This window comes from Noviherbaspirillum phoenicis (assembly GCF_047237965.1).
GTDB lineage: Bacteria > Pseudomonadota > Gammaproteobacteria > Burkholderiales > Burkholderiaceae_D > Noviherbaspirillum_A.
In genome coordinates this window covers 212279-235426 of record NZ_JBDFLX010000005.1, presented here as the reverse complement: position 1 = coordinate 235426, position 23148 = coordinate 212279, and the positions used below count along the sequence as shown (strand labels likewise).

At 59.5% G+C, this 23148-nt stretch carries 20 protein-coding genes; 12 read left to right on the top strand and 8 right to left on the bottom strand.

Annotated features, from left to right (window positions below):
* Window positions 1-164: 164 nt before the first annotated feature.
* Both ABC383_RS26635 and ABC383_RS26630 read left to right on the top strand, forming a co-directional pair.
* Window positions 165-1142, top strand: coding sequence for a Bug family tripartite tricarboxylate transporter substrate binding protein (locus ABC383_RS26635; protein WP_413018837.1), 978 nt, complete (start codon window positions 165-167; stop codon window positions 1140-1142).
* A gap of 32 nt (window positions 1143-1174) precedes the next feature.
* Window positions 1175-1492, top strand: a complete 318-nt coding sequence (locus tag ABC383_RS26630) for an NIPSNAP family protein (RefSeq protein WP_413018835.1) — start codon at window positions 1175-1177, stop codon at window positions 1490-1492.
* A gap of 36 nt (window positions 1493-1528) precedes the next feature.
* Here ABC383_RS26630 and ABC383_RS26625 read toward each other — a convergent pair whose 3' ends face one another.
* Window positions 1529-2158, bottom strand: coding sequence for a pyridoxamine 5'-phosphate oxidase family protein (locus ABC383_RS26625; protein ID WP_413018833.1), 630 nt, complete (start codon window positions 2156-2158; stop codon window positions 1529-1531).
* A gap of 280 nt (window positions 2159-2438) precedes the next feature.
* Between ABC383_RS26625 and ABC383_RS26620 the strand changes: the two genes are divergently transcribed.
* Genes ABC383_RS26620 through ABC383_RS26610 form a run of 3 tightly spaced genes read left to right on the top strand, consistent with a single transcriptional unit; the run spans window position 2439 to window position 4644 of the window.
* On the top strand, window positions 2439-2867 hold the full coding sequence (locus tag ABC383_RS26620) for a DUF1622 domain-containing protein (RefSeq protein ID WP_413018831.1): 429 nt from the start codon (window positions 2439-2441) through the stop codon (window positions 2865-2867).
* Window positions 2864-3349 carry an HPP family protein gene (locus ABC383_RS26615; RefSeq protein ID WP_413018830.1) on the top strand — a complete coding sequence of 162 codons (486 nt, stop codon included), beginning with the start codon at window positions 2864-2866 and terminating at the stop codon, window positions 3347-3349. Before ABC383_RS26620 ends, ABC383_RS26615 begins: the two co-directional genes overlap by 4 nt.
* 47 nt (window positions 3350-3396) lie before the next feature.
* Window positions 3397-4644 (top strand): cation:proton antiporter, encoded by a 1248-nt coding sequence (locus tag ABC383_RS26610; protein ID WP_413018828.1) that lies wholly within the window; start codon window positions 3397-3399, stop codon window positions 4642-4644.
* Between the two features lie 210 nt (window positions 4645-4854).
* On the opposite strand, the gene ABC383_RS26605 is transcribed toward ABC383_RS26610, so the two are convergent.
* The 5 genes from ABC383_RS26605 to ABC383_RS26585 all read right to left on the bottom strand — a co-directional run bounded on the left by ABC383_RS26605 (window position 4855) and on the right by ABC383_RS26585 (window position 9907).
* Window positions 4855-5526 (bottom strand): TetR family transcriptional regulator, encoded by a 672-nt coding sequence (locus tag ABC383_RS26605; RefSeq protein ID WP_413018826.1) that lies wholly within the window; start codon window positions 5524-5526, stop codon window positions 4855-4857.
* A 123-nt stretch (window positions 5527-5649) separates the two neighbouring features.
* On the bottom strand, window positions 5650-6516 hold the full coding sequence (locus tag ABC383_RS26600) for a sugar phosphate isomerase/epimerase family protein (RefSeq protein WP_413018825.1): 867 nt from the start codon (window positions 6514-6516) through the stop codon (window positions 5650-5652).
* A gap of 1 nt (window position 6517) precedes the next feature.
* Entirely contained in the window at window positions 6518-7705 is a 1188-nt protein-coding gene (locus ABC383_RS26595; RefSeq protein ID WP_413018823.1) for a dihydrodipicolinate synthase family protein, read from the bottom strand.
* An 8-nt stretch (window positions 7706-7713) separates the two neighbouring features.
* Window positions 7714-8877: a Gfo/Idh/MocA family protein gene (locus tag ABC383_RS26590; protein ID WP_413018821.1), complete on the bottom strand. Its 1164-nt coding sequence runs from the start codon at window positions 8875-8877 to the stop codon at window positions 7714-7716.
* Window positions 8878-8935: 58 nt separating this feature from the next.
* Window positions 8936-9907, bottom strand: a complete 972-nt coding sequence (locus ABC383_RS26585; protein ID WP_413018819.1) for a tripartite tricarboxylate transporter substrate binding protein — start codon at window positions 9905-9907, stop codon at window positions 8936-8938.
* Window positions 9908-10459: 552 nt separating this feature from the next.
* Between ABC383_RS26585 and ABC383_RS26580 the strand changes: the two genes are divergently transcribed.
* Together ABC383_RS26580 and ABC383_RS26575 are read left to right on the top strand one after the other, a co-directional pair.
* Window positions 10460-11677 (top strand): methyl-accepting chemotaxis protein, encoded by a 1218-nt coding sequence (locus ABC383_RS26580; RefSeq protein WP_413018817.1) that lies wholly within the window; start codon window positions 10460-10462, stop codon window positions 11675-11677.
* Between the two features lie 1137 nt (window positions 11678-12814).
* Window positions 12815-13168: a helix-turn-helix domain-containing transcriptional regulator gene (locus ABC383_RS26575; protein WP_413018815.1), complete on the top strand. Its 354-nt coding sequence runs from the start codon at window positions 12815-12817 to the stop codon at window positions 13166-13168.
* A gap of 239 nt (window positions 13169-13407) precedes the next feature.
* Here ABC383_RS26575 and xrtE read toward each other — a convergent pair whose 3' ends face one another.
* Complete coding sequence (gene xrtE / locus ABC383_RS26570) at window positions 13408-15090, bottom strand: exosortase E/protease, VPEID-CTERM system (RefSeq protein WP_413018813.1); 1683 nt, start codon at window positions 15088-15090, stop codon at window positions 13408-13410.
* Between the two features lie 323 nt (window positions 15091-15413).
* Window positions 15414-15593 carry an LPXTG cell wall anchor domain-containing protein gene (locus ABC383_RS26565; protein WP_413018812.1) on the bottom strand — a complete coding sequence of 60 codons (180 nt, stop codon included), beginning with the start codon at window positions 15591-15593 and terminating at the stop codon, window positions 15414-15416.
* 1002 nt (window positions 15594-16595) lie between these two features.
* On the opposite strand from ABC383_RS26565, the gene ABC383_RS26560 reads away from it, so the two are divergent.
* The 5 genes from ABC383_RS26560 to ABC383_RS26540 all read left to right on the top strand — a co-directional run bounded on the left by ABC383_RS26560 (window position 16596) and on the right by ABC383_RS26540 (window position 23116).
* Entirely contained in the window at window positions 16596-18005 is a 1410-nt protein-coding gene (locus tag ABC383_RS26560) for an undecaprenyl-phosphate glucose phosphotransferase (RefSeq protein WP_413018810.1), read from the top strand.
* A gap of 53 nt (window positions 18006-18058) precedes the next feature.
* On the top strand, window positions 18059-19480 hold the full coding sequence (locus tag ABC383_RS26555) for a Wzz/FepE/Etk N-terminal domain-containing protein (protein WP_413018808.1): 1422 nt from the start codon (window positions 18059-18061) through the stop codon (window positions 19478-19480).
* A 29-nt stretch (window positions 19481-19509) separates the two neighbouring features.
* Complete coding sequence (locus ABC383_RS26550; RefSeq protein WP_413018807.1) at window positions 19510-20415, top strand: CpsD/CapB family tyrosine-protein kinase; 906 nt, start codon at window positions 19510-19512, stop codon at window positions 20413-20415.
* Between the two features lie 49 nt (window positions 20416-20464).
* Window positions 20465-21823: a lipid II flippase MurJ gene (locus ABC383_RS26545; protein WP_413018805.1), complete on the top strand. Its 1359-nt coding sequence runs from the start codon at window positions 20465-20467 to the stop codon at window positions 21821-21823.
* A 105-nt stretch (window positions 21824-21928) separates the two neighbouring features.
* Window positions 21929-23116 (top strand): glycosyltransferase family 4 protein, encoded by a 1188-nt coding sequence (locus tag ABC383_RS26540; RefSeq protein WP_413018804.1) that lies wholly within the window; start codon window positions 21929-21931, stop codon window positions 23114-23116.
* Window positions 23117-23148: the final 32 nt, after the last annotated feature.

The window sequence follows — 23148 nt, the reverse complement described above, 5'->3', positions numbered from 1 at the left end:
CCGGCAAGCCTGCCGCCGCGCGGAAAAGTCCAAGCAAAACACGCTTGCGTCCTAACGTTCCGCGGAAAGCATCCCTTACGCTTCCTGCACAAGAGCCGATGCCGGCCGCATGCCAGACGCATGCAGCGGCACAGGCCGCCGACAATCCCTGTCCAGGAGACGCGATGAAATACCTGACCCGCCGCATGGTGCTGGCCCTTGCGCTGTGCGCAATGCCATTCGCACACGCCCAGCAGAAAGCCGATGACTTTCCCAACCGCCCTGTGCGCCTGATCGTGCCCTTCGCGCCAGGCGGCGCGACCGACGTGATCGCCCGCACGGTGGCGCAGAAGCTGTCGGAGAAATGGGGGCAATCGGTCATCGTCGACAACCGGGCGGGCGCCAACGGCAATATCGGCGCGGTGCAGGCGGCCAGGTCGCCGGCTGACGGCTATACCCTGCTGATGGCGACCTCCAGCCATGCGATCAATACCTCGCTCTACCGCAAGCTGGACTATAGCCTCAGCAAGGATTTCGCCGCCATCTCCAACCTGGCATCGGTGCCGCTGATCCTGGTGGCGCATCCGGATGTGCCTGCCAGCTCGGCGAAACAACTCGCCGCCTATGCCGCCAGCCAGCCCGGCAAGCTCAATTTCGGCTCCGGCGGCGTCGGCACCGCGGCCCATCTGGCGGGCGAGCTCTTCAATACTGCGTCCGGCGCCGGCATGGTACATGTGGCCTACAAGGGCGGCACGCTGGCCATGAACGACCTGCTCGGCGGCCAGATCCAGGTGATGTTCGCCAACCTGCCCGAGGCCCAGGCGCAGGTGAAATCGGGCCGGCTGCATGCACTTGCCATCACCGGCCGGCAGCGCAGCCGCCAGCAGCCCGAGGTGCCGACCTTCGCCGAGTCGGGCTTCAAGGAGATCGACTTGCAGTCCTGGTTCGGCATGTTCGCGCCGCGCGCCACGCCGCAGCCGCTGGTCGACAAAATCAGCCGCGACATTGCCGCCGCGGTAGCGGATCCGGCGGTGCAATCGCGGCTGCGCGACCTTGGCGCCGATCCGATCGGCAACCAGCATCAGGAATTCCAGACCTTCGTCAATGCCGACATCGAACGCTGGCGCGCGCTGGTGCAGAAGTCGGGCGCAAGCGCAGATTAACCACAACCCATCACAACAGGAGCAACACGCAGATGATCATCGATTTACGCACTTACACCATGGTGCCGGGACGCCTGAAGGCCTTTCTGGAGCTGTACGAACGCGAGGGCCTGCCGGTGCAGCGCCGTCACCAGGGCGACCCGGTCGGTTATTTCGTGACCGAGATCGGCACCAACAACCAGGTGGTGCATCTGTGGGGCTATGAAAGCCTGGCTGACCGCGAGCAGCGCCGCGCAGCCCTGGAAGCCGATCCGGAATGGGCGGCCTACCGCGCCAAGAGCGGCGCCGCCGGCAATGTGCAGCATCAGGAAAACAAGATCCTGAAGTCAGTGTCGTTCTCGCCGATGTAAGCAGGCCCGGCCGCCGCCGCAAGGGCGGCCGGCCGCTCAGTACATGCTGTCCCTGAGCCGCGCCGCGAGCCCGGCGTCGTACTGTTCGCCATCGATCTCCGCCCGCGACAGCGCGGCCAGTATGGTGCCGGTGCTGGGCAGGCTGGCCCGGTCGACGTGCGCCGCCGGGTCCCACAAGCGGGACCGGAGTATCGCGCGCGCGCATTGGAAGAACACCGTGTCCACCACGATCTTGAGCACCGTGCGCGGCGCCTTGCCGTCGATGGCGAAGCCAGACAGCAAGTCCGGATCGGCATGGATGCTGGCGCGTCCATTCACGCGCAGGGCTTCGCCCATGCCAGGAAGCAGGAACAGCAGCGCCACCCTGGGGTCGTGCAGGATATTGCTCAGGCTGTCGATGCGGTTGTTGCCGCGCCGGTCGGGCAGCAGCAAGGTCTTCTCGTCATGCACCCGGACGAATCCCGCCGGGTCGCCGCGCGGCGATGCATCCAGCCCGCCCGGCCCCGCGGTGGCCAGCACCGCGAAGGGCGATGCCTCGATCAGGCGCCGGTAATGGGGATGGACATGGTCGGCCTCCTTCGCCAGGCTGGCTGCGATGGGCGCGCCATACAGCGCTTCAAGGGCTTCCAGGGTATCGATGCGATGCGCCGGGTTCAGGTCGTTCAAGGAGATGCTCCGTAGTCAGCTATCGGGTCTTGCGCCGCGCCGCATGCTGCCTGCGCGTGGCGCGCCGGGCAAACAATAACAGACCTGCCACGGTGGCGGCATGCCATATCCCCGTTACCACGGTAGCGTGGGCGCTCTCTGCGGCTCTATTGCTGCCTTGCGCCGGCTCAACGCGCCTGCCCATTGCCATCGGCGCAGCGCACCTTCCCGGGGCGAGGCACGATTCTGCGCAAGGTCTTCTTCCCGATGCCGGATTAGCCTGACCGCGGTGCAGGCAGCCGTGAGCGCCGCCTTCTCCGGCCACCATGCATTGATCGAGGAGGAACCTGCTTTGTTCGCTCAAGTCGAGGAAACCGTACAGTCCAGCGTTGAATGGCTGCGCCTGCTGGTGGAAACCCTGGGCGCCATCGTGATTGCCGTCGGCGTGGTGGTTGCCGTGATCGGGCTGCTGCGGCAGATGCGCAATGCGCAGTCGACCGGCTTCGGCGCGGTAAGGCTGTCGTTTGCCCGTTACCTGACGCTGGCGCTGGAACTCCAGCTGGCGGCCGACATCTTGTCGACATCGGTGGCGCCGACCTGGGAGCGCATCGGCAAGCTGGCGGCGATCGCCATCATCCGTACCGCGCTGAACTATTTCCTGAGCAAGGAAATGGAACAGGAAAGCAAGGTGTCCCGGCCGATGGAATCCAGGCCGGCAGCCCCGCCATGAGCGCGCGCCGCAAGCGCATCGGCCTGAAGGGCGAACTGCTGCTGGCCTTCATGCCGATGGCCACCGTGCTGCTGGTGCTGGCGCTGGTCGAAGCGCTGAGCAGTCAGCGGCTGCTGTTTGCGTCGCTGGCCTCCAGCGCCTTCCTGATCTATCTCGATCCGGAACATGCGGTCAACCAGATCAGGACGCTGCTGCTCGCGCAGATCGGCTCGGCCGTGATTGGCCTGGTCTGCTACCAGTGGCTGGGGCCGGGCTATCTGTCCGGCGGACTGGCCATGGTGCTTGCCATCGGCCTGATGATCGTCAGCGATGCCATGCATCCGCCTGCCGTCTCCAGCGCACTGAGTTTTGGCCTGAGGTCTGGCGATGCCAGCAATCTGCTGCTATTTTGCATGGCGGTCGGCATTACGGCGCTGCTGGTGGTCATGCAGCGCATGGCGCTGTGGACCCTGCGCCGGGTCAGCCGCCGCGACAAGGCCTGAGGCCCTGCACATCCCGTCTGGCGCACCAGAAACAACCAAGGAGCTGCATGCTTGATATCGCCGCGATTTTTCTGACGCTCACTGCCGTACTGGCCTATCTGAACCGCAGGTTCATCGGTTTTCCCGCCACTATCGGCGTGATGATCATTGCACTTGCGCTGTCGCTGGTCACGATCGGCCTGGATGCGCTGGGCTTCGGCGTATTGCGCGACTTCGAGGAATCGCTGCTGCATCGGGTGGACTTCTCGGACCTGCTGATGGAAGGCATGCTGTCGCTGCTGCTGTTCGCCGGCGCCCTGCACGTGGACCTGAGCGAACTGCGGGCCTACCGCTGGCAGATCGGCCTCCTGGCCATCATCGGCACCATGGCCTCCACGCTCGTCGTTGGACTGCTGCTGTGGCTTGGCCTGTCCTACACGCCGCTGGCAATGCCGCTGACGTATTGCCTACTCTTCGGCGCACTGATCTCGCCGACCGATCCGATCGCCGTGATGGGCATCCTCAAGTCCGCCGGCGCGCCGAAGAACGTGGAACTGGTGATCGCGGGCGAATCCCTGTTCAATGACGGCGTTGGCGTGGTGCTGTTCTCGCTGCTGCTGTCCGTGGCCCACAGCGGCAGGGTTCCCGGCTTGGCGGAAGGCGCGCTGCTGCTGCTGGAGGAAGCCGGCGGCGGCATTTTGCTGGGACTGGTCATCGGCTATGTCACCTATCGCATGCTCAAGAGCATCGACAGCTACCAGGAAGAAGTGCTGGTCACGCTGGCGGCGGTGATCGGCGGCTATGCGCTGGCCAGCAAGCTGCACGTATCGGGGCCGCTGGCGATGGTGGTGGTAGGCCTCATCATCGGCAACCATGGCAGGGCGCTGGCCATGTCGGAACAGACCCGCCGCCATGTCGACATGTTCTGGGAATTGATCGACGAAATACTTAACGCGGTGCTGTTCGTGCTGATCGGCCTGGAAATCATCGTGATCACCAGTGCGCAGGGTTTGCTGACGGCCGGCCTGATTGCCATCGGTGTCACGCTGCTGGCCCGCGTGCTGACCGTGGGCCTGCCGATCCGCCTGCTGCGCTTCATGTTCCGCTTGCCCACAGGCGCCTGGAAAGTGCTGACATGGGGGGGCCTGCGCGGCGGCATTTCCGTGGCGCTCGCCCTCTCGCTCCCGGCTGGACCGCAGCGCGACATCATCGTCGCGCTGACTTACATGGTGGTGGTGTTCTCGATCCTGGTGCAGGGCCTGACGATAGGCAAGGTGGTGCGCAGCAGCATCGAATGCGCCTCTTCGCCGCACTAGGGCGCCCGGCGTGAGTCGCCTGGCGATACCGGTGTGGTTTGCGCGGGCGGCACGCCGGCCGTGAACGACTCGCTGGGCGGGCGCGTTGCGGTTTGGTCCGGGGATGTGCGGTTGCGGTTGCTATTGCTTTTGAAGTCTGCGCAGCGACAGTTCACAAGCCACCGCAACGGCCACCGCAACTGTTCTTCCCTGAATCAGTCGCATTCGGCTTCAGCGCAGCACGTAACCCAGCACCAGTTCAGTCATGTGCGACAGCCGCTCCGCCTCGGCCTTCGGGCTTTGCAGGTCGCGCCCGAACACCACCGACAGCGTATGCCGGTTCGACAGATAAAAGAAGGACAGCGCCGCAATCGAGATGTACAGCTGCAGCGGATCGACGCCGCCGCGAAACAGGCCGGCGGCGCGGCCGCGCTCCAGCACCTGGTCCAGGGTCTGGATCAGCGGGGAATTCATTGCCTGTATCTGCGCCGAGTTCTTCAGGTGCGCGGCCTGGTGCAGGTTCTCGCTGTTGAGCAGCGTGAGAAATTCCGGATGCGTGATGTAGTAATGCCAGGTGAAGGACACCAGCCGCCGTATCGCCTCGACCGGGTCGATCTCGTCCAACTGCAGCGCGCGCTCGGCGCTGCGGATGTTTTCATAGGCACGCTCCAGCACCGCCTGGAACAGCGCTTCCTTGTTGCCGAAGTAGTAGTAGAGCAGGCGCTTGTTCAAACCGGCGCGCGCCGCGATGGCGTCGATGCGGGCGCCGCCCAGGCCGAGGGCGGCGAATTCATCGGTGGCCGCTTCGATGATGGCCTGGCGGGTGCGCGCCGCGTTGCGGCCGGTCAGGCCGGGGGGTGCATCGGCCGTGTCGGCCGTGTCTTCAGGGATGGAATTGCTCATTGGCCTTGGATGCCTGCTTGAAACGATGGTGAAAGCGGCAAGCATACCCGCTGGCGGGCATGCATGCTCGTTCCATGCGATGAAGCCGGCCGCCACCTTGCGACGCAGCGGCGGCCAGCCGGCTCATACCGCGCTGCGGTGACGCTGTATGCAGGTGTCAAGCACTTCGCCGCCGTCGCGCTTCCACCAGTTTTCCGCCGAGAAGATCTCGACCTCGCTGTAGCCGGCAAAGCCCGCCTCTTCAACCCAGCCGCGGATACGGGGAATGTCGATCACGCCGTCGCCCATCATGCCGCGGTCGTTCAGCAGGTCGCGGGTGGGCAGCAGCCAGTCGCAGACGTGGAAGGCGAGCAGCCGCTCGTGCCCGGCGCGCCGGATCTGCGCTTCCAGTTCCGGGTCCCACCAGACATGGTAGACATCCAGCGCCACGCCCAGCGCGCCGCTGCGGCCGGGATCGAGCAGGTCGCACAGGTCCAGCGCCTGGGCCATGGTGTTGACGCAGGCGCGGTCGCCGGCATACATCGGATGCAGCGGCTCGATGGCCAGCGGCATGCCCACGCTCCTGGCGTATTCCAGCGTGGCGGCGATGCCGTCGCGCACATCGTCGCGGGCGGCCGCAATGTCCTTGTGCTCGGGCCTGCCCTGCAGGCCGCCCGGCAGGCCGCCCACCACCAGCACCAGGCAGGCGGCGTCGAGCGCGCGGGCTTCATCGACCGCGCGCCGGTTGTCGTCGAGCGCGGTCTGCCGGCCTTCCCGGGTGGTCGCGGGAAACATGCCGCCGCGGCAGTAGCCGGAAAGCGCGATGCCGGTCTCGCGCAGCAGCCGCGCCACCGCGTCCAGCCCGGCTTCGGCGACCTGGTCGCGCCAGGGCGAGATCGCGCGGATCTCGCGCCGGGCGCATTCCTCGATGATGCGGTCGAGCTTCCATTGCGCGCGCACGGTGGCGGTGTTGATCGACAGCCAGCGATGGTCTTGGGAAAAGTCGCGCATCTCAATCTCCAACGCCATGCAGCGCCAGCAGGTGCCGCATCCGGCGCACCGCCAGTTCCGGCTGCTCGATCAGGCCGGCGGCGTCGGCCAGGCGGAACAGTTCGGCGAAGTGCACCAGCGAGCGGGTGCTGTGCTGGCCGCCCACCATGGTGAAGTGCTTCTGGTGGCCGTTGAGCCAGGCCATGAACACCACGCCGGTCTTGTAGTAGCGGGTGGGGGCGCGGAAGATGTGTCGCGACAGCGGCACCGTGGGCGCGAGGATCGCGTGGAAGGCTTGCTCGTTGCCGGCAGCCAGTTCAGACAGCGCGGCGCTGGCGGCCGGCGCGATCGCATCGAAGATGCCCAGCAGTGCGTCGCTGCTGCGATGGCTGGGCAGCGCGCCTTCGCCATCGCCGGCGATCAGCTCGGCATAGTTGAAGTCGTCGCCGGTGTACATGCGCACGCCCGGCGGCAGGCGGCGCCGCATCGCGATTTCGCGGTCCTTGTCCAGGAGCGAGATCTTGATGCCGTCCACCTTGCCGGGATTGGCGCCGATGATGCCCAGCGCCGTCTCCATGGCTTGGTCGATATCGGCGCTGCCCCAGTAGCCGGCCAGCGCCGGGTCGAACATGTCGCCCAGCCAGTGCAGGATGACCGGCTGCTTCGCCTGCTGCAGCAGGCGGTTGTACACCCGCTCGTAGTCGGCCGGGCCGGCGGCCACCCGGGCCAGCGCGCGGCTGGCCATCAGGATCAGCTTGCCGCCCAGCGCTTCGATGGCTTCCATCTGTTCCTCGTAGGCCCGGATCACGTCGTCGACGTTGCGCGCCGACTCGGGCGGCAGCTGGTCGGTGCCGCAGCCGGAGGCCACCAGCGCGCCGGGATAGTCGCGCGCCGCGTCGAGCGAGCGGCGTATCAGCTCAAGCGACGTGTTCCAGTCCAGGCCCATGCCGCGCTGCGCGGTGTCCATCGCCTCGGCCACGCCCAGGCCCATGGACCACAGCCGCCGGCGGTAGGCGATGGTGGCGTCCCAGTCGACTGCGGCTTGCATCCATGGATCGATCGCGGCGAGCGGGTCGGCCACCACGTGCGCGGCCGAATAGGCGATGCGGTTGAAGGCCGGCCTGTCGGGTGCGACGATTGGCGTTCTCATGCTGGGCGTGTAGTTGTGGAGCGCACCGTCGGCTCCCGGCAGTTGCAGTGACGGCATCATCGTCGGCCTCACAGCGGCAGCGCCTGCACGTCGACCCAGCGCCGCTCTTTCCAGCTTTGCAGCGCATCCTCCACCAGCTGCACGCCCTTGGCGCCTTCCGGCAGCGTGTAACGGTAGGGCGCATCCTCCACCACGTGGCGGATGAACTGCTCCCACTGGATCTTGAAGCCGTTGTCGTATTCCTGGGTGTCGGGCACCTCGGCCCACTGATCCAGGAAAGGCATGGTCTGCTTCTGGTCCGGGTTCCACACCGGGCGCGGCGTGTTGACCCGCGACTGCGAGCGGCACTCGGTGAGGGTGGCGACCGCCGAGCCTTCGGTGCCGTCGACATGGAAGGTCACCAGGTCGTCGCGCTTGACCCGGGTGGCCCACGAGCTGTTGACCTGGGCGATCACGCGCTCGCCGTTGTGGCCCTTCAGTTCCAGCGTGGCATAGGCCGCGTCGTCGGCGGTGGCTTCATAAGGCTTGCCCGACTCGTCCCAGCGTTTCGGAATATGGGTGGCGCCAAGGCAGGAGATCGACTGCACTTCGCCGAACAGGTTGTCCAGCACGTAGCGCCAGTGGCACATCATGTCGAGGATCATGCCGCCGCCGTCTTCCTTGCGGTAATTCCAGGAAGGCCGCTGTATCGGCTGCAGGTCGCCTTCGAACACCCAGTAGCCGAATTCAATGCGCACCGCCAGCATCTTGCCGAAGAAGCCCGCCCGGCGCAGCATGTCGAGCTTGCGCAGGCCGGGCAGGAACAGCTTGTCCTGCACCGCGCCATGCTTCAGGCCCGAGCGCTGGGCCAGCCTGGCGATTTCCACCGCTTCGTTCAGGTTAGTGGCGATCGGCTTTTCGCAATAGACATGCTTGCCGGCGCGGATGGCCTGCGCCAGCAGCGTGGGGCGCATCTGGGTGGTGCCGGCATCGAAGAACACGGTGTCCTCCGGATTGGCCAGCGCCTCTTCCAGGTTGGTGCCCCAGCGCTCGATGCCGTGGGCTCCGGCCAGCGCCGCGATCTTCTCGGCGTTGCGGCCGATCAGGATAGGGTCGGGCATCACCCGGTCGCCATTGGACAGCGTCACGCCGCCCTGCTTGCGGATGGCGACGATGGAGCGGATCAGGTGCTGGTTCATGCCCATGCGGCCGGTGACGCCATGCATGATCAGGCCGAGTCGTTGTGTAGCCATGGTTTCTCCTTCGGTGGTGCGGTGTGGTGTGATTGCAGTTTGCTTGCTTATTGCTTGCTTATTGCGGGGCGATGCCGGCATCCTTCACCAGCTTCGAATTGACGCTGATCTCTTCCCGGATGTACTGGTCGAACTGCTCGGGCGGCAGGGTCCAGACCTCGGCGCCGAGCTTGGCGAAGCGCTCCTTCACATCCTCGGAAGCGAGCGCCTTCTGCACTTCGGCATGCAGCTTGGCGACGATCTCGCGCGGTGTCTTCGCGGGCGCCATCATGCCGATCCAGAAATTGAATTCGGAGTTGGGCACGCCGGCTTCGGCCGTGGTCGGGATGTCGGGCAGGGCGCTGGAGCGCTTGGGCGATCCGACCGCCAGCGCCAGCAGCCGGCCTTCCCGGATCTGCGCCAGCACCGGCGCGATCGGCGAGAAATAGTATTCGACGCGGCCGGCCAGCACTTCATTGACCGCTTCCGGCGAGCCCTTGAACGGGATGTGGGTGGTGTTGATGCCGGCCTGCACCTTGAACTTCTCCGCATTCAGGTGGGTGGCGCTGCCCTGGCCGGCGGAGGCAAAGTTCAGGCTGCCGGGCTTGGCCTTGGCGCTGTCGACCAGCTCCTTCACCGAACGCAGGTTCTTGGTCGGCGAGACCACCAGCACATTGGGCAGGGTGGCGATGGGCGTCACGCCGGCGAAGTCCTTGATGGTGTCGTAGGGCAGCTTGGCAAAGGTCGACGGGCTGACCGTGTGCGACGAGGAATGGATCAGCAGCGTGTAGCCGTCCGGCGCCGCGTGCGCGACCGCCGCCGCGCCGATGGTTCCGCCCGCGCCGCCGCGGTTGTCGACGATGACCTGCTGGCCCAGGCTGGCGCTGAGCTTGTCGGTGATGGCGCGGGCAATGATGTCGGTGGTGCTGCCGGCGGTAAAGGGCACCACGACCCGGATCGGCTTGGTGGGATAGACCGGCCCCTGCGCCGCTGCGGTAACGTGCATCAGTCCTGCAATGCAGGCCAGGCCTGCGTATCGAACAGCTTTCATGATGTCTCCTCGTCTCTGTTTGATGGCCGTGCGGCAAGTCTGTGCCGGCCAGGGATCGTTTTAATTAACCGAATAGTTAATAAAGCCATGATAGTCTCGCCGTACAATTTAGGTCAAGCGAAAAACGGCAGGGCTATGCGGGGAAAATTTGGAGAGGCATATCGGGTAACGTCCGGTTTTTCACCGTGTAATTCACCAAATAGATAATAAAAGTTGGTTAATGGGGATGCATGCGAAATTCGGCTGCATCTTTGCGCCGGAGCAGCAAACCCGTGGCTCCAGGGACGCGTTCATTGGCCGAAGGCTGCGCCGGCAAAGATCGGTGAATTCATTGACAGCAGCCTGCCTTTGCTCGCCTACCCGTACCAGGCGCCTTTGCCTGCAACGCACCGCCAGTGGCAACGTCTGGAAGCGTTTTTTTTAAAGAAGAGACAGGCGATGAATGATTTTGTGAAATAATGTATTTCCGCTAGACAACTTATTGCAAAAAGCCAATCCGGGGCATTTGGGATAAGGCAGGCACGACATAAATCATTCAATACAGGAGACAAAATGGCATTCGACGATCTGAAGATCGGCACGCGTATCGGCATCAGCTTCACCGCTGTGCTCGTCCTCAGCCTGTGCGGCATGGCCGCCGGCGCCCTGCAACTGGCCGAACTAGGCGATCCGTCGAAGCTGGAAGCCATTGTCGCCGCGCACCGGGCCACGGAACTGGCGGCGGATGTGGCGTGGGCGCGCATGCTGATGCTGGCCGCTGGCCTGCTGGCGCTGGCTGCCGGCGTCGGCGGTGCGCTGTGGCTCAGGTGGAGCACCGCGCAGCCGCTGGAGCAGGCCGTGCTGATCGCCGACACCGTGACCTCGGGCGACCTCAGCCAGGAATTCGACAGCGACCGCGGTGGCGACTTCGGCCGCTTGCTGCGCGGCCTGGGCGCGATGGAAGACAAGCTGACCGATGTCGTTACCGAGATCCGCGATACCAGCGATGCCATCATGCTGGCATCGGATCAGATCGCATCTGGCAACCTGGAACTGTCTTCGCGTACCGAAGAGCAGGCCAGCTCGCTGCAGCAGACGGCGGCCAGCATGCAGGAACTGACCAGCCGGGTAAAGCGCAATGCCGACGGCGCCCACGAGGCCCATGCGCTGGCAACATCCACTTCGGGCCTGGCGGCCAGGGGCGGCAGCGCCGTGGCCGACCTGGCAGGCACCATGGACGCCATCAGCGCGTCGTCGAAGAAGATCGTCGACATCATCGGCGTGATCGATGGCATCGCCTTCCAGACCAACATCCTCGCGCTCAACGCCGCGGTGGAAGCGGCCCGCGCCGGCGAGAACGGCCGCGGCTTCGCGGTGGTGGCCAGCGAAGTGCGCAGCCTGGCGCAGCGCTCAGCCAGCGCCGCCAAGGAAATCAAGGTGCTCATCGAAGCGTCGGTTGGTCAGGTAAAGGAAGGCGGCAACCGGGTCCAGCATGCCGGCCAGACGATCAACGAGATCGTCGCCAGCACCCGCACCGTGAGCGAGATCCTGGCCGACATCAGCGCCGCCAGCAGCGAGCAGACTGCCGAGATCGAGCAGGTCAACGCGGCGATCGCGCAGATGGATCAGGTCACGCAACAGAATGCCGCGCTGGTGGAGCGGGCCAATACGTCCGCGGCAGCGTTGCAGCAGCAGGCGGTCGTGCTGGCAGGGGTGGTTGGGGCCTTCAAGCTGGAGGCGGAGGAGCATGCGGGCGGGGTCGCATCACCGATATTGTTGCCTTTGGCGTAACTGATTTAACTCTTCGGAATCACGGCAAGGCAAAGGCGGCACTGCGAAAACCGCATTTTCTCGCCTGGTCCTGTTGCATCGAGTTCGCAGGCATGGAAATACCGCCATTGCAAGTGCCTGCTGCCGAGCCTTAGCGGGAAAGTAAAAAACGCGGGATGAACAAGGTAACTGTTCCCGCACTCGCTTCAAATGCTGCCGTGATTGCAAGGATGCATTGCAGCTGCTCAATGACAGTAACGTATAAGTCAAGTGCAATTGCTCTCCAGCTTAATATTGGCAATCAATGAGCATTTCTTCTCTCGAATTACGAGTCGCCATCTCCTCGCCTTGCGTGCACTTTTAACCCTTTGCGGCCAGCCTATGATCTGCATTTGTGAGTAGCAACACCAACTGCCGAGTCGCTTGCCAGTTCTCTCGAAAAAACGCTTTTAAATACCTGAAAAAATAAAAAAGAAACCATCCGGAGATTTTCCGTGACGGAAATTTCTATCTTGTGAAACTTTTCAAGTTTTGAAGAAACTCAGCCTTTGTCTGATTACTGGAAAAGCTCGACAATAATTTAGGTATGGTTTGGTAAAGTTTCTCATAAAACTTTTCGTATGATTGAAGTCAAAAATAGTAATAATTTGGTTGTCACTTTTTTTTACATGGCTTAGTGTAAGTGAAACGGTGTGGAAGGAGAAAAATAAAACTCCCCAAAATCCACGCTGGTATTCGCGGAAAGGCTGCACTTGGGTATCTTACTTTTAGAACATGAATGCGAAATTTTTTTGCGTTGTCTTATGAAAATATGCTGGACTGAAAATTTTTGCGGCAAACCGCACCAATGAGAAATAGCTTGGGCACATGAACGTAAGTCATTGATTAGAATTAGGGCAATTGTTTTTTAAGACGCCTCAACAGGGAACGTGGAAAAGAAATCCTGCTGAAGTGAAACCGAAAGAGGCTTGGCGAGGGCGGTTTAATAGAATCTGATGACTTGATGATTGCTCTGGAAGTTGATAATTAGCAGAAAATCGCACATTTGATTCTAAAAAATTTGTCGGGTGTTTTAAGGCCTGGATTGATTGCACCGCTTTATTTGAGAATCTGATCAAATGAACATCGTGAAAAGCGAAACAAACGCTTGATGCTAACATGGAAATTTCCAATGCAAGCCACGCGCTGATCAGTACTTCATATTATGCTGATCCCCTTCACCCAGTCACTGCTTTTCAAATTGCGTTGCAGTTTCATCTGAATTGCACAGGCTTTGAAGATGAAATGGGGCAATTAATAATGCTTCGTGAACTGGTGGGCGCGACGATAGGTTTTGAACGCCTGGCAAAGATTACGGGGATTAATAGCAAAAGTCTGCACCGAATGCTGAGCAAAAGCGGAAATCCCACGACTAAAAATCTGGCGACGATTATATCTGCAATGAAAGAAGTTCTAGGCGTACATGTCACCGTGCGCGTGGACCTGCCGAAAGGAAAATCGATCGCGGGTTAAATGTTCCACGAATCCGAAATGCCTGTTCACGCACGCCGCTAGCCGGCTTCCAATTCAAGAAATACGGTTAGTAGCGAGGCCGGAAAAATATCAGCTTTTGGGGTGCGAGTCATTGAAGGCCGATTCCAATCCGCGCTTGCACCCATTCAGGCAGCCAAAAGGATTTTGAATTGAGGCCCTGGATGACTTTTATTCCAATCTAACGCATCTTCCATTAAGCCGATCCTGAATACATCGTGTCACCAATAAGACCAATTGCCTGTTGTTAGCACATACATAGATATAAGCGCATTAGTTACGGCGTGTGCAACAACGGCGTCCCACAAGCGTCCAGAACGTTGCATCACAAAATAATAAATCAGGCCGGCAATCGTTCCGGCCACCCATGCCTGATGTAACGCACCGAACATGAGCGATGAGATTGCCACAGGCACCCACGTATGCTCTTGCAAGCTTCCTTCCTGGCTGGCAGACACCCCGCACAGCGAAAATATATAGCGCCTGAATGCCAATTCCTCTGCAATAGGTACTACGACCACCGCACCAATAATGCGAAGAAAGATCCAGGCTGCCGAGAGTGTTGCTGGAAGTCCAAAAAGCGTCGACGCAAACCGTTCGTTCTTCTCTGGACTGCTCTCACCCAGACCGATCCATAGGACAAAGACGATGATGCCGGCAACAACCGGGAAAGCCTGCACCTTCATAACGGGAAATCTAAAATATTTCCATAACAGGGCAATCGCGATCCCGCCTGCTATCGGTCGCAGCAGATATAACCCAGTAAAGTCGGCGGTGGATAAGGCGCCCGACAATAGTGTCGTCGCCAGAAGCACCAGCATCGGGAGCACACACGCAGTATCCGCATCAATGTAGCGCCGGCGCTCTTTTGGTTGCCTGATGAAAAATCTGCTGCTGCTGGCGAGACAGGCAAATCCCAATGCGATGCCTGTGAAACAGATCCAGCCAGCATTCGAGTGAAAGCCCTGCAAGGCAACATCCGGAGAAACCAGCGTTCCGATACCGATCAGCATGGCAATTCGCACAGCATTGGAGAGCCAGATGATCAGCAACCCAAATGGAATCATCAAGAAGGCATTTGGAAATCTGAGTTCGGCCTTGAAGGCGTAGAGGTACCAGGTCAGGAACACAAGCATCATGCCAAGCCCCTCGTACCCCGAGCACTGGTAGGCGATCGTGACGCTAAACCGACTTGTTCCGAGCTGCGCAGTCGAAGCGTCGGCGATTACATCCGTAAAAAACAGGTCTAGCAACCAATGCGACAGCGCCATGGTCGGGCCGCCCAGGAAATCCCAGGAATGCTGCGCCACAATGCCTACGATGTAGGCCAGCACGCTGAAGCTCGCGGCGAGGATCAAGGGTACCCTTTCCGTTGCTGCGAAATATCGCCAGTAACTGGCTGGCGCAAGCGCAAGGAACGAACAGACCAAGGTGCCGGAGATCCCTATCGCGAGCAGGAAGACCGGAACAGCCTGGCTGCTTTCATCGGTCTCCAAGAAGGTCGTAAATTCATTCGGCATCAGGCGCGTCGCCGCGAGCATTGTCATGCCATAGAACAGCATCTGCGGAACCATGAAACTACGCCAGGCATGCGCTGGCTGATGAGCAAGCAGACCTTTGATAAAGGCCGGGAAATGGCTCGATACCAGAAGGCCAAACGCCAGCAGGAAATAGGTCGCTGGCATCAGGAGTTCTCCCAAGATGATATAGCGCCCGCTATATTCCGGCGTCCTGGGATGCATGGAAAATTTCAGCATTAGTGCCTGAAACAGGATAAAGCCGGCCACCGCAGCGACACGTGCGGCGCTACGCGTACTCGCGTCGTTAAGATCCGGAAGTGCTGGAGCAGCGGTTACAGCAAGCGCCTTAGGTTCCACGCAACGCCGCCGTCTGATATTTGGCATGAGAATCATCCTTTGCAAGAGTGTCGAACCACTTGGGCCCGACACGGAAGGCCATGCGCTTTCATGCAGGCTCGTCGCTGCCCGACTTCACGTGGAGATTCCGGTTATGCAGCCTGCGCCTGACAATCGATCCAATCCGAACCGATGCGCTACCGCCTCCCAAAGTGACAATGGCGGGCATGGAAGTCCGCGAAAGCGAAACACAGGCAACGACGAATGAACGTACATCAGGAAAATGTCTTCGTCCGGGTCGAAGCTGCCGGCCGCAGACGAAGACTTCGTGGAAAACCAACTTGCTCTGAAAATTACACCTGCCACAAAAACTACTTCTTGCTGCGCTTCTTGAGAATGCTCAGCGCTCCACCGACCAGTGCAATTCCAAGGACCGCGTACGAACCGTCAATTTCGGGCGCCCCCGGCGGCTTGGTGGGTAACGCGCCGGCCGCATAGGCACTCATGATGGGTACTACCAGCACAGCGGCTGCAATGTATCGTTTCAACATTTGAACCTCCTACTAGGATGAATGACAAGGGATGAAAAAACACATCTGGCCGCTAACGCGTAATGGTCAGGCGGCAGCGTGGTTCTTCGTTAATTAGCATGGACAACGGCAGCGTAGCGCCGACTAAACATTCCATCGTATCTGCTGCAGAACGCTGAGGCCAGCGCACACCAATGCGCCATGCGAGGCAATGGAAATTCTTGACCTCGACTGCATACTAAGCATCAAGGCCATCTGATACCGAGCGAAATCCGGATGGCTTGAGACAATTCAAAGCTGCCCTCATCCGTGTTACCAAAGCGTGGACAAAACACCGCAATGGCTCGCACTGAAAGCCGCCGCAGCCTCGCTATCTACCTGCCGTTCAATGCGTCGGCTTCATGTTGCTCATCATTGACGTGCACTGTCCTATGCGGCACGAAGTGGCAATACACGACAGGCAAACATCTTTGCCATAGAGGGCTCTCCGTGTATTGCGTCTTGATTGCCGATTCAGCTCGCTGTCTTGTCCAGCCTGGTTCACCGGTAGCATCTATGCGACGCACCTTAGTACAACGCAAGCGCCACTTCTGAAACATCGTGACCGCATTGTTTTGTAGATCGCGACTCGATAGTCTCCTTGCATAGCGAAGTGCCTCACTGATGGAACCGTTGTTCGCGATGCAGAGTGTGTGCCCTTACGAGAACGTGGCTATCTTGAATCCGATCCGCATATGAATAGGGCGGATGCCAGCCATAGCATCATATGAAGGCAAGCATACGTTGCGGATTGGCGCATGAATAGCGGCAGCCAACGTTGGAGCGACTGAGGAGTCGCACCCGCATGAGGACACGGAAAACGCCTGGAAAACGTAGCGCTACATGCTGGGTGTTGGAGCGGACTTCAGGCGAGTCTTTTATGTAGCACCGGCGCCGTACTTTACCGAAAGGCGCAAGCATTTCAGATCAATTGTAAGGCTCTGAGCGTATCAATGCATCAACAACCAATACAGCGAGACTGTCATGATTCCGAGCGGCAGACACACCTTGTTCGACTTCACGAAGTGCATCATCGACATCGGGGTATTGGCTGGAACTGCTCACTGGCTTAGCTTCAGCTACTACTACAGCTCGATATGGCATTCGCCGACGCCTGTGCCCTATACAGTGCTGCTTTATCTCTGCACGGTGCTGGCAATTCTGAATTTCTCCGGCTACGACCTGTATGGGTCGTGGCGCGGAAGGTCCATGCTGAAGATGCTTGGACGCTTGCTGGGAATATGGTCGCTCGTTTTCGGAGCAAGCCTATTGATCACGGTTGCAGCATATTCATCGGAAGACCTGTCCCCGGCCTGGCTGCTCGAATGGTATCTCCTGGCCGCGACTTTCCTGATTGTCTACCGCATCGTCATCTACCAGTTCCTGCGCATTCTTCGGCGTCGCTATCGAATCAACCTGAAGCGGGTTGCACTGATCGGTTATGGCGCCACTGGTTGCCAACTGCACCGAAGCGCCGAAGAAAAAGATTGGTACGGTTACGAGGTCAAGGCAATCTACTGCGAAGACCCGGGCATTGACTTGAAGCTGACACCGGAGGTGGCACAGATCATCTCGCTGGCCGACATGCCTGCTTGCATCGCGACCCATCAGATCGATGAAGTATGGGTCACCTTCCCATTGAAACGGCCCGAGTCCTTCAAGGATCTGCTCAACCTACTTAACAAAACGTTGGTCAGCATCAGGTTCATTCCCGAAACGGGAGAATTCAATATGGCAAGCAGGCATGCCGAGGTGTTCATGGGATTTGCGGCGATCGATGTCAACAGCTTGGGCGGCAGCGATATACAGATTCTTGGAAAGGCCATCCTCGACCGGGTGCTTGCGCTGCTGGCCATTGCCATGCTGGCACCGCTTCTGGCAACAATCGCAATCGCCGTCAAGCTTACTTCACCCGGACCGGTCATCTTCAAGCAGGCACGGCATGGGTTAAACGGCAAGCGCTTTCATATCTTTAAATTCCGCACCATGCGGGTCAGCCGGCCCAATGACAAGGTGATACAAGCGAGCAGAAACGACGAACGGGTCACCAGGCTGGGAAAATTCCTCAGGCGCACGAGCCTAGACGAACTCCCGCAGTTTATCAATGTGCTGCGCGGAGATATGTCCATTGTGGGTCCGCGCCCCCATGCGATTGAGCATAACGAGCACTATGGCGACCTGGTCAACCTGTACATGCAGCGGCATCGGGTCAAGCCTGGAATCACCGGATGGGCGCAGATTCATGGCCTGCGCGGCGAAACGGACACGCTGGACAAGATGGCAAGCCGCGTGCGTCTCGACCTCGAATACATCCAGAATTGGTCGCTCTGGATGGACATGCAGATCATAGCCTGGACTGCGCTAAAAGGATGGACCGGAAAAAACGCATTTTGATAGGCAATCCGAATCCGGATTGCGGCTTCACGAAGCTTGAATGAGGAGCACCGATGTTATTGCAACAGTATCTCCAAATATTTATCGCACGCCGCAAGGTGATATTTTTGCTGGCCACCGCGGCGATGTGCTTGGCCGCGGCCATATGCTTCATCCAGAGCAAAAAATATACGGCGCAAGTAGATCTTCTCATTGAGGCGAAGGTCGCCGACCCGGTCACCGGTGCCAACATTCCCTCGCAACTGGTGCCGGGATATCTGGAAACCCAGGCACAAATCATCGGTAGTACGGCCGTGGCACTTCGCGTGGCCGACAAGCTAGGGCTTGTCTCCGATGCGTCCTATCTGGCCCGTTTCGAGAATGAAAGCGATGGAGAGCTGCTACGGGACTGGATCGCAAACGACTTGCTAAAAAGTCTGAGAGTCCGTTCTTCGAAAGAGAAGAGCATCATTGAATTGCACTTTAGCGACGGCGACCCGGAGCGGGCTGCCAGCGTCGCCAACGCGTTCTCCGATGGCTACATCGCTACGTCGCATTTCCTTAACTTGATTCCAATGAAACAGGACAATGAATTTTTTGCCGATCAAATACGAGCCTTGCGGGGTGACCTGGAAAAGGCGCAGGGCAGGCTGTCCGATTTCCAGCAGGCCAACGGCATCCTGTCAGTGGAAGAGCGCAGTGATGTCGACCTGGAGCAGCTCGAGCATATGTCCAAGCAGGTCGCCGAGGCATGGGGCAGGGCAACGGAGGCCATGGCCCGGCTGCAGCAGGCGGAAAAGTATTTGAAGACCGGCTCTCAATCGGAAAATCTCTCTGAGGTCCTTGCCAGCAGCACGATTCAGCAGCTAAAGGCCGATCTCGCGCAGCAGGAGCGTAACTGGCAAATCGTCGTCAGCCGTTTCGCCCCCGAACATCCGCGCTATATCGAGACGATGAATACGATGAATGCTCTCAAGCGAACAATCCAGGAGGAGGGCAGGCGCATTCTTAACAGCGCTACCGACAAGTACAAAATAGCGCAGCGTACCGCGCAGGACATGGAAAGAAAGGTCGACGCGCAGAAGACCATGCTTCTGCAGAGGAAAAAGCTGCGCGATGAGGCTGCGGTCTTGAACCGCGATGTTAATAATGCCCAGCGGGCGTACGACAACGCATTGCAGCGGTCCGGTCACCAGCAGCTTGAAGGTCAGACCAAGCAAGCCTACGTCGCGGTGCTGAATCCCGCCACGCCACCAGCACGGCCTTCCTCTCCACGGTTACTACGAACCTTCCTCATTGCCGCTTTGGCTGGAATTCTGATTGGGGGGCTGATTGCGCTGCTGCTGGAAAAACGTGATCGCAGAATCAGAAGCGTGCTGGATATGACGATCAATTATTCCCTTCCTGTGCTGGCGGAGATCGGTTGTCATCCGGTCCGCTTGGCTTCGCAAGGCGCTTTCTACCCGCGCCTGTCCAAATTCGCCGACATCAGGTGATCCTGTAATCATCCTCTCTTGCGACTGCCATGAATCCAACACTGCTAAATGCTTCCGAACCACGTGCAGCCGGGATAGGGCCATCCGACGAATGGGCTCTTGGCGCCATCCTGGTCGACTTCCATTGCATGAACTGGCCTGCCGTCCATGCCGTGCTGCAGGAACAATCCCGAACAGGGGAAATATTTGGGCAAGTCGCAGTGCGCCTCGGAATGATCAGGGCGGCGGATCTGGACAAGGCGCTGGCAAGGCAGTTTCGCACGCCCAAACTGGGCCTGAACGAAGGATCGCTCAACCGCGATCTCGTGATCATTGCTGCACCGGATTCGCAAGAAGCAAACGCGATTCGACGCCTGCGAGCGGCGTTGCTTCATCGCTGCTTTTCGTCAAACATGGCTGGCAAGTCCCTGGTCATTGCGAGCGCCGGGAAAGCCGAAGGAAAGTCCTACGTTGCCGCGAACCTGGCCGCATCCTTTGCCCAACTCGGGAAGCGCACCCTTCTGGTCGACGGGGACCTGAGAAGAGGACGTCAACATGAGATATTCGGCATTGGCAACGTAAGCGGGCTATCCACCATGCTGGCAGGACGTTCTGGCGATCACTCCATACAGCGCATAGGCGACAACGGTGAACTGGGTATCCTTCCCCGCGGACCAAACCCGCCTCATCCCGAAGAAATGACAAGCCAGTCAGGATTCCGGTCGCTCATCGCAAGCGTCTGCAACGACTTTGATGTCGTGCTCATCGACACACCACCACTTTGCGACGGCACGGATGTTCAGTCGATGGCCGCAGCCGCCGGCGCGGCCCTGGTTGTGGCGCACCGTCACCGTACTCGCGCTCTGGAGATGACCGAACTCCTCGCAGCAATACAAATCGCCGGCGCATCCATTGTGGGGTCAGTAATGAATTCGTTTAGTGGCAAAGCAATCTAATGTCCGTTCGCGCCGGCCTACTGACTCAATAATGTATTGGAACCTATCCATGGTCTGTGCACGAACCAGCATCCAGCTTGGCGCGATAACAGCGGCAAACATGCTGCTATGGTTCCTGTTTCAAGGGTACATTGTTCTAGCCAAAGGACCAGGACACGAAGCGGACGCATTTTTCGCCTCGTTCGCGGTGCCGCAGTTGCTGGCTACGATCGCAAACAGTTCGCTGATGCATGTGCTGGTTCCATTTTTCTCCCAGCAGGAGAGCGAACGCGTTTCCCACGCGGTTTACGCCCTCCTTACTGCGATGACCGCAATCTTCGTTCCATTTGCTGCCGTTTTGTATATGTCAGTCGAGATCTGGGCTCCTTTGATCGTCGCCGGGTTCCCCGAGCACGCGAAGGATCTGACTGTACAGCTCACTCGCCTTCAGATAGTTGGACTGGTCTTTACCAGCTGGACCGCAATCCTCATAGCCGCGTGTCACGCCAGGCAACACTTTGCCCGTGCCGAACTTGCTCCCTGCGTGGCGAGCTTGCTTTCCGTACTCGCACTTCTTGTCATATACCCGGCTTATGGTGTAACGGGAGCAGCCTGGCTGATGGCCGGAAGGGGGATCATCATCGTCGCGTTCCTGTTGCCCAATTTCGGGTGGCCCGCATGGAACAATCCGCGCCGGATTCAGGCAGTGTGGCATCAGGTCAAGCCCCTGCTGGCAAGTTCTGCCTACTACAAGTCGGACCAGCTGTTCGATCGCTACCTTACTTCGCAAGGACGTGGCGGTGACCTTTCGACCTTCTATATGGCGCAGCAGATTCACCTTGCCGCCAGCGCCATTCTTGGCAAGGCTCTGTGTGCTCCAATTCTGCCGATTCTGGCAAACCATGCGAAGGCTGGCGCCTGGAGCGAATTTACCTCGCTGTACCGAAGCGCATTGTCACGTGTCATTCTCGTTGCCCTGTGCTGCTACGCTGCCTTGGTCCTGATGCTGTCTCCTGCGCTGGAATTAACAGGGCGCCTGCATCATATCGCGCCTGCAGCCATCGAGAATTTCCACTGGTTGACCATGCTGCTTGTAGGCGTCCTTACCGGCGGAATGGCCGGGCTGGTGCTGGTCGAGGCATTTTTTGCGATGGGTAATACCCGTGCGCCAGCGATCGTACTAACTGTGACTTTCACAGCCGGGCTTGTGCTCAAGGCGGCCGGATTTTTTTATGGGGATGTGAAGGGTCTTGCAGTTGCAACCTCGCTGTTCTGTTTTCTCTCCCCTCTCATATTGCTGCCGCTGCTTGAACGGGAACTAAGACGAAACCGCCGGCTGTGCCCGGGAAATCACGGCTTCGCTGATGAAAGGCGCCTGACTGCAATGCATTTTTTTCGAAAGCCAAGGGCCAGTGGACCTATCAAATGACTTGCTTGAGCGAACTGCACCGCAAGGCGCTGCCCGCAAGCGGGCAGGCGCGACGGCCACACGCACATCAGACTGGAAGACGCACTCATCGCTTGAGGTATGGACATGAAGTTATTATTGCTGAACACGCTCTATCATCCCAACGTGCAGGGAGGTGCGGAAAAAATTGTCCGCATAATTAGTGAAGGCTTGCTAGGCGCGGGCCATGAGATAGCCGTGGTCTCGCTTCGTCCTGAATCGGGAGTAGTGAAAGCGCAGGTTGACGGAGTCAGGGTTTATTACGTCGGATTGAAGAATGTTTACTGGCCTTACACGCCGAAAAAACGCAATCGCCTTCTCAAGCCGTTATGGCACCTGGCCAATAGCTACAACTTGCTGATGGCCGGGGACCTGGACAATATACTGGCCGCGGAAAAACCGGATGTCGTCAACACCCATATGTTGAGCGGATTCTCCTGTGCCGCCTGGTCGACAATCAAGCGCAGGCATATACCCATCGTCCACACCTTGCATGACCATGGACTCATGTGCATACGGCACGTGATGTCCCGACGCAGCGGAAATTGTGACGGCCAGTGTGCTGCGTGCTCGGCTTGCGCGGCACCGGCAAAGCATTCGTCAGGACTAGTCGATAAGGTGGTTGGCGTCAGTCGATATCTGTTGCAGCGCCATCTCGAGGCAGGCTATTTCGCGAATGCGACATCACACACCGTCATCTATAACGGCCTGCCAGGCAGGGCGCGCCAGGCCGCTTCGCAAAAGGACGCAAACGTCCTATGCATCGGATTCGTAGGGCGCCTCGTGCCCGAGAAGGGAATCGAAATGCTGCTCAGCGCCGTCTCGGCTCTCCCACAGAACGGCTGCCGGCTTGTCATCGCGGGAGCGGGCGATCCAGATTACGAGCGCCAGCTGCGGAATCGTTTTCCCATGACCAATATCGAATTTCTTGGCCATGTAGACGCCGAAATCGCATACAAGCAAATTGACCTTCTTGTCGTTCCCTCGCTCTGCAACGACTCTCTTCCCACGGTCGTCATGGAGGCATACCGGAACGGCATCCCGGTGATCGCGTCGGATCGCGGCGGATTGCCTGAAATGGTGGAGCACGGAAGAACGGGGTATGTCTTTCCCTACCGCGAGGCCGAATCTCTGCAGGCCTATTTGGCTGCAGTGCTGCAGCGGCCCGCTTTACTGCGCAAGCTAGGCGACGCTGCGCGCGAAAAATACGGAATGTACAGGGATACACGCATGGTCGGCGAATACGAGAGCCTGCTGATGCAGTCGATCGGATAGCACGGTTGTAGCGCGACATTGATACCAGGCGG

Coding starts and splice junctions, on each gene's coding strand:
- ABC383_RS26550 (WP_413018807.1), top strand. CDS start 19,510: ATGAATCCAACACTGCTAAATGCTTCCGAACCACGTGCAGCCGGGATA.
- ABC383_RS26590 (WP_413018821.1), bottom strand. CDS start 8,877: ATGGCTACACAACGACTCGGCCTGATCATGCATGGCGTCACCGGCCGC.
- ABC383_RS26560 (WP_413018810.1), top strand. CDS start 16,596: ATGATTCCGAGCGGCAGACACACCTTGTTCGACTTCACGAAGTGCATC.
- ABC383_RS26555 (WP_413018808.1), top strand. CDS start 18,059: ATGTTATTGCAACAGTATCTCCAAATATTTATCGCACGCCGCAAGGTG.
- ABC383_RS26585 (WP_413018819.1), bottom strand. CDS start 9,907: ATGAAAGCTGTTCGATACGCAGGCCTGGCCTGCATTGCAGGACTGATG.
- ABC383_RS26610 (WP_413018828.1), top strand. CDS start 3,397: ATGCTTGATATCGCCGCGATTTTTCTGACGCTCACTGCCGTACTGGCC.
- ABC383_RS26565 (WP_413018812.1), bottom strand. CDS start 15,593: ATGTTGAAACGATACATTGCAGCCGCTGTGCTGGTAGTACCCATCATG.
- ABC383_RS26540 (WP_413018804.1), top strand. CDS start 21,929: ATGAAGTTATTATTGCTGAACACGCTCTATCATCCCAACGTGCAGGGA.
- ABC383_RS26545 (WP_413018805.1), top strand. CDS start 20,465: ATGGTCTGTGCACGAACCAGCATCCAGCTTGGCGCGATAACAGCGGCA.
- ABC383_RS26635 (WP_413018837.1), top strand. CDS start 165: ATGAAATACCTGACCCGCCGCATGGTGCTGGCCCTTGCGCTGTGCGCA.
- ABC383_RS26615 (WP_413018830.1), top strand. CDS start 2,864: ATGAGCGCGCGCCGCAAGCGCATCGGCCTGAAGGGCGAACTGCTGCTG.
- xrtE (WP_413018813.1), bottom strand. CDS start 15,090: ATGCCAAATATCAGACGGCGGCGTTGCGTGGAACCTAAGGCGCTTGCT.
- ABC383_RS26605 (WP_413018826.1), bottom strand. CDS start 5,526: ATGAGCAATTCCATCCCTGAAGACACGGCCGACACGGCCGATGCACCC.
- ABC383_RS26630 (WP_413018835.1), top strand. CDS start 1,175: ATGATCATCGATTTACGCACTTACACCATGGTGCCGGGACGCCTGAAG.
- ABC383_RS26575 (WP_413018815.1), top strand. CDS start 12,815: ATGGAAATTTCCAATGCAAGCCACGCGCTGATCAGTACTTCATATTAT.
- ABC383_RS26595 (WP_413018823.1), bottom strand. CDS start 7,705: ATGATGCCGTCACTGCAACTGCCGGGAGCCGACGGTGCGCTCCACAAC.
- ABC383_RS26580 (WP_413018817.1), top strand. CDS start 10,460: ATGGCATTCGACGATCTGAAGATCGGCACGCGTATCGGCATCAGCTTC.
- ABC383_RS26600 (WP_413018825.1), bottom strand. CDS start 6,516: ATGCGCGACTTTTCCCAAGACCATCGCTGGCTGTCGATCAACACCGCC.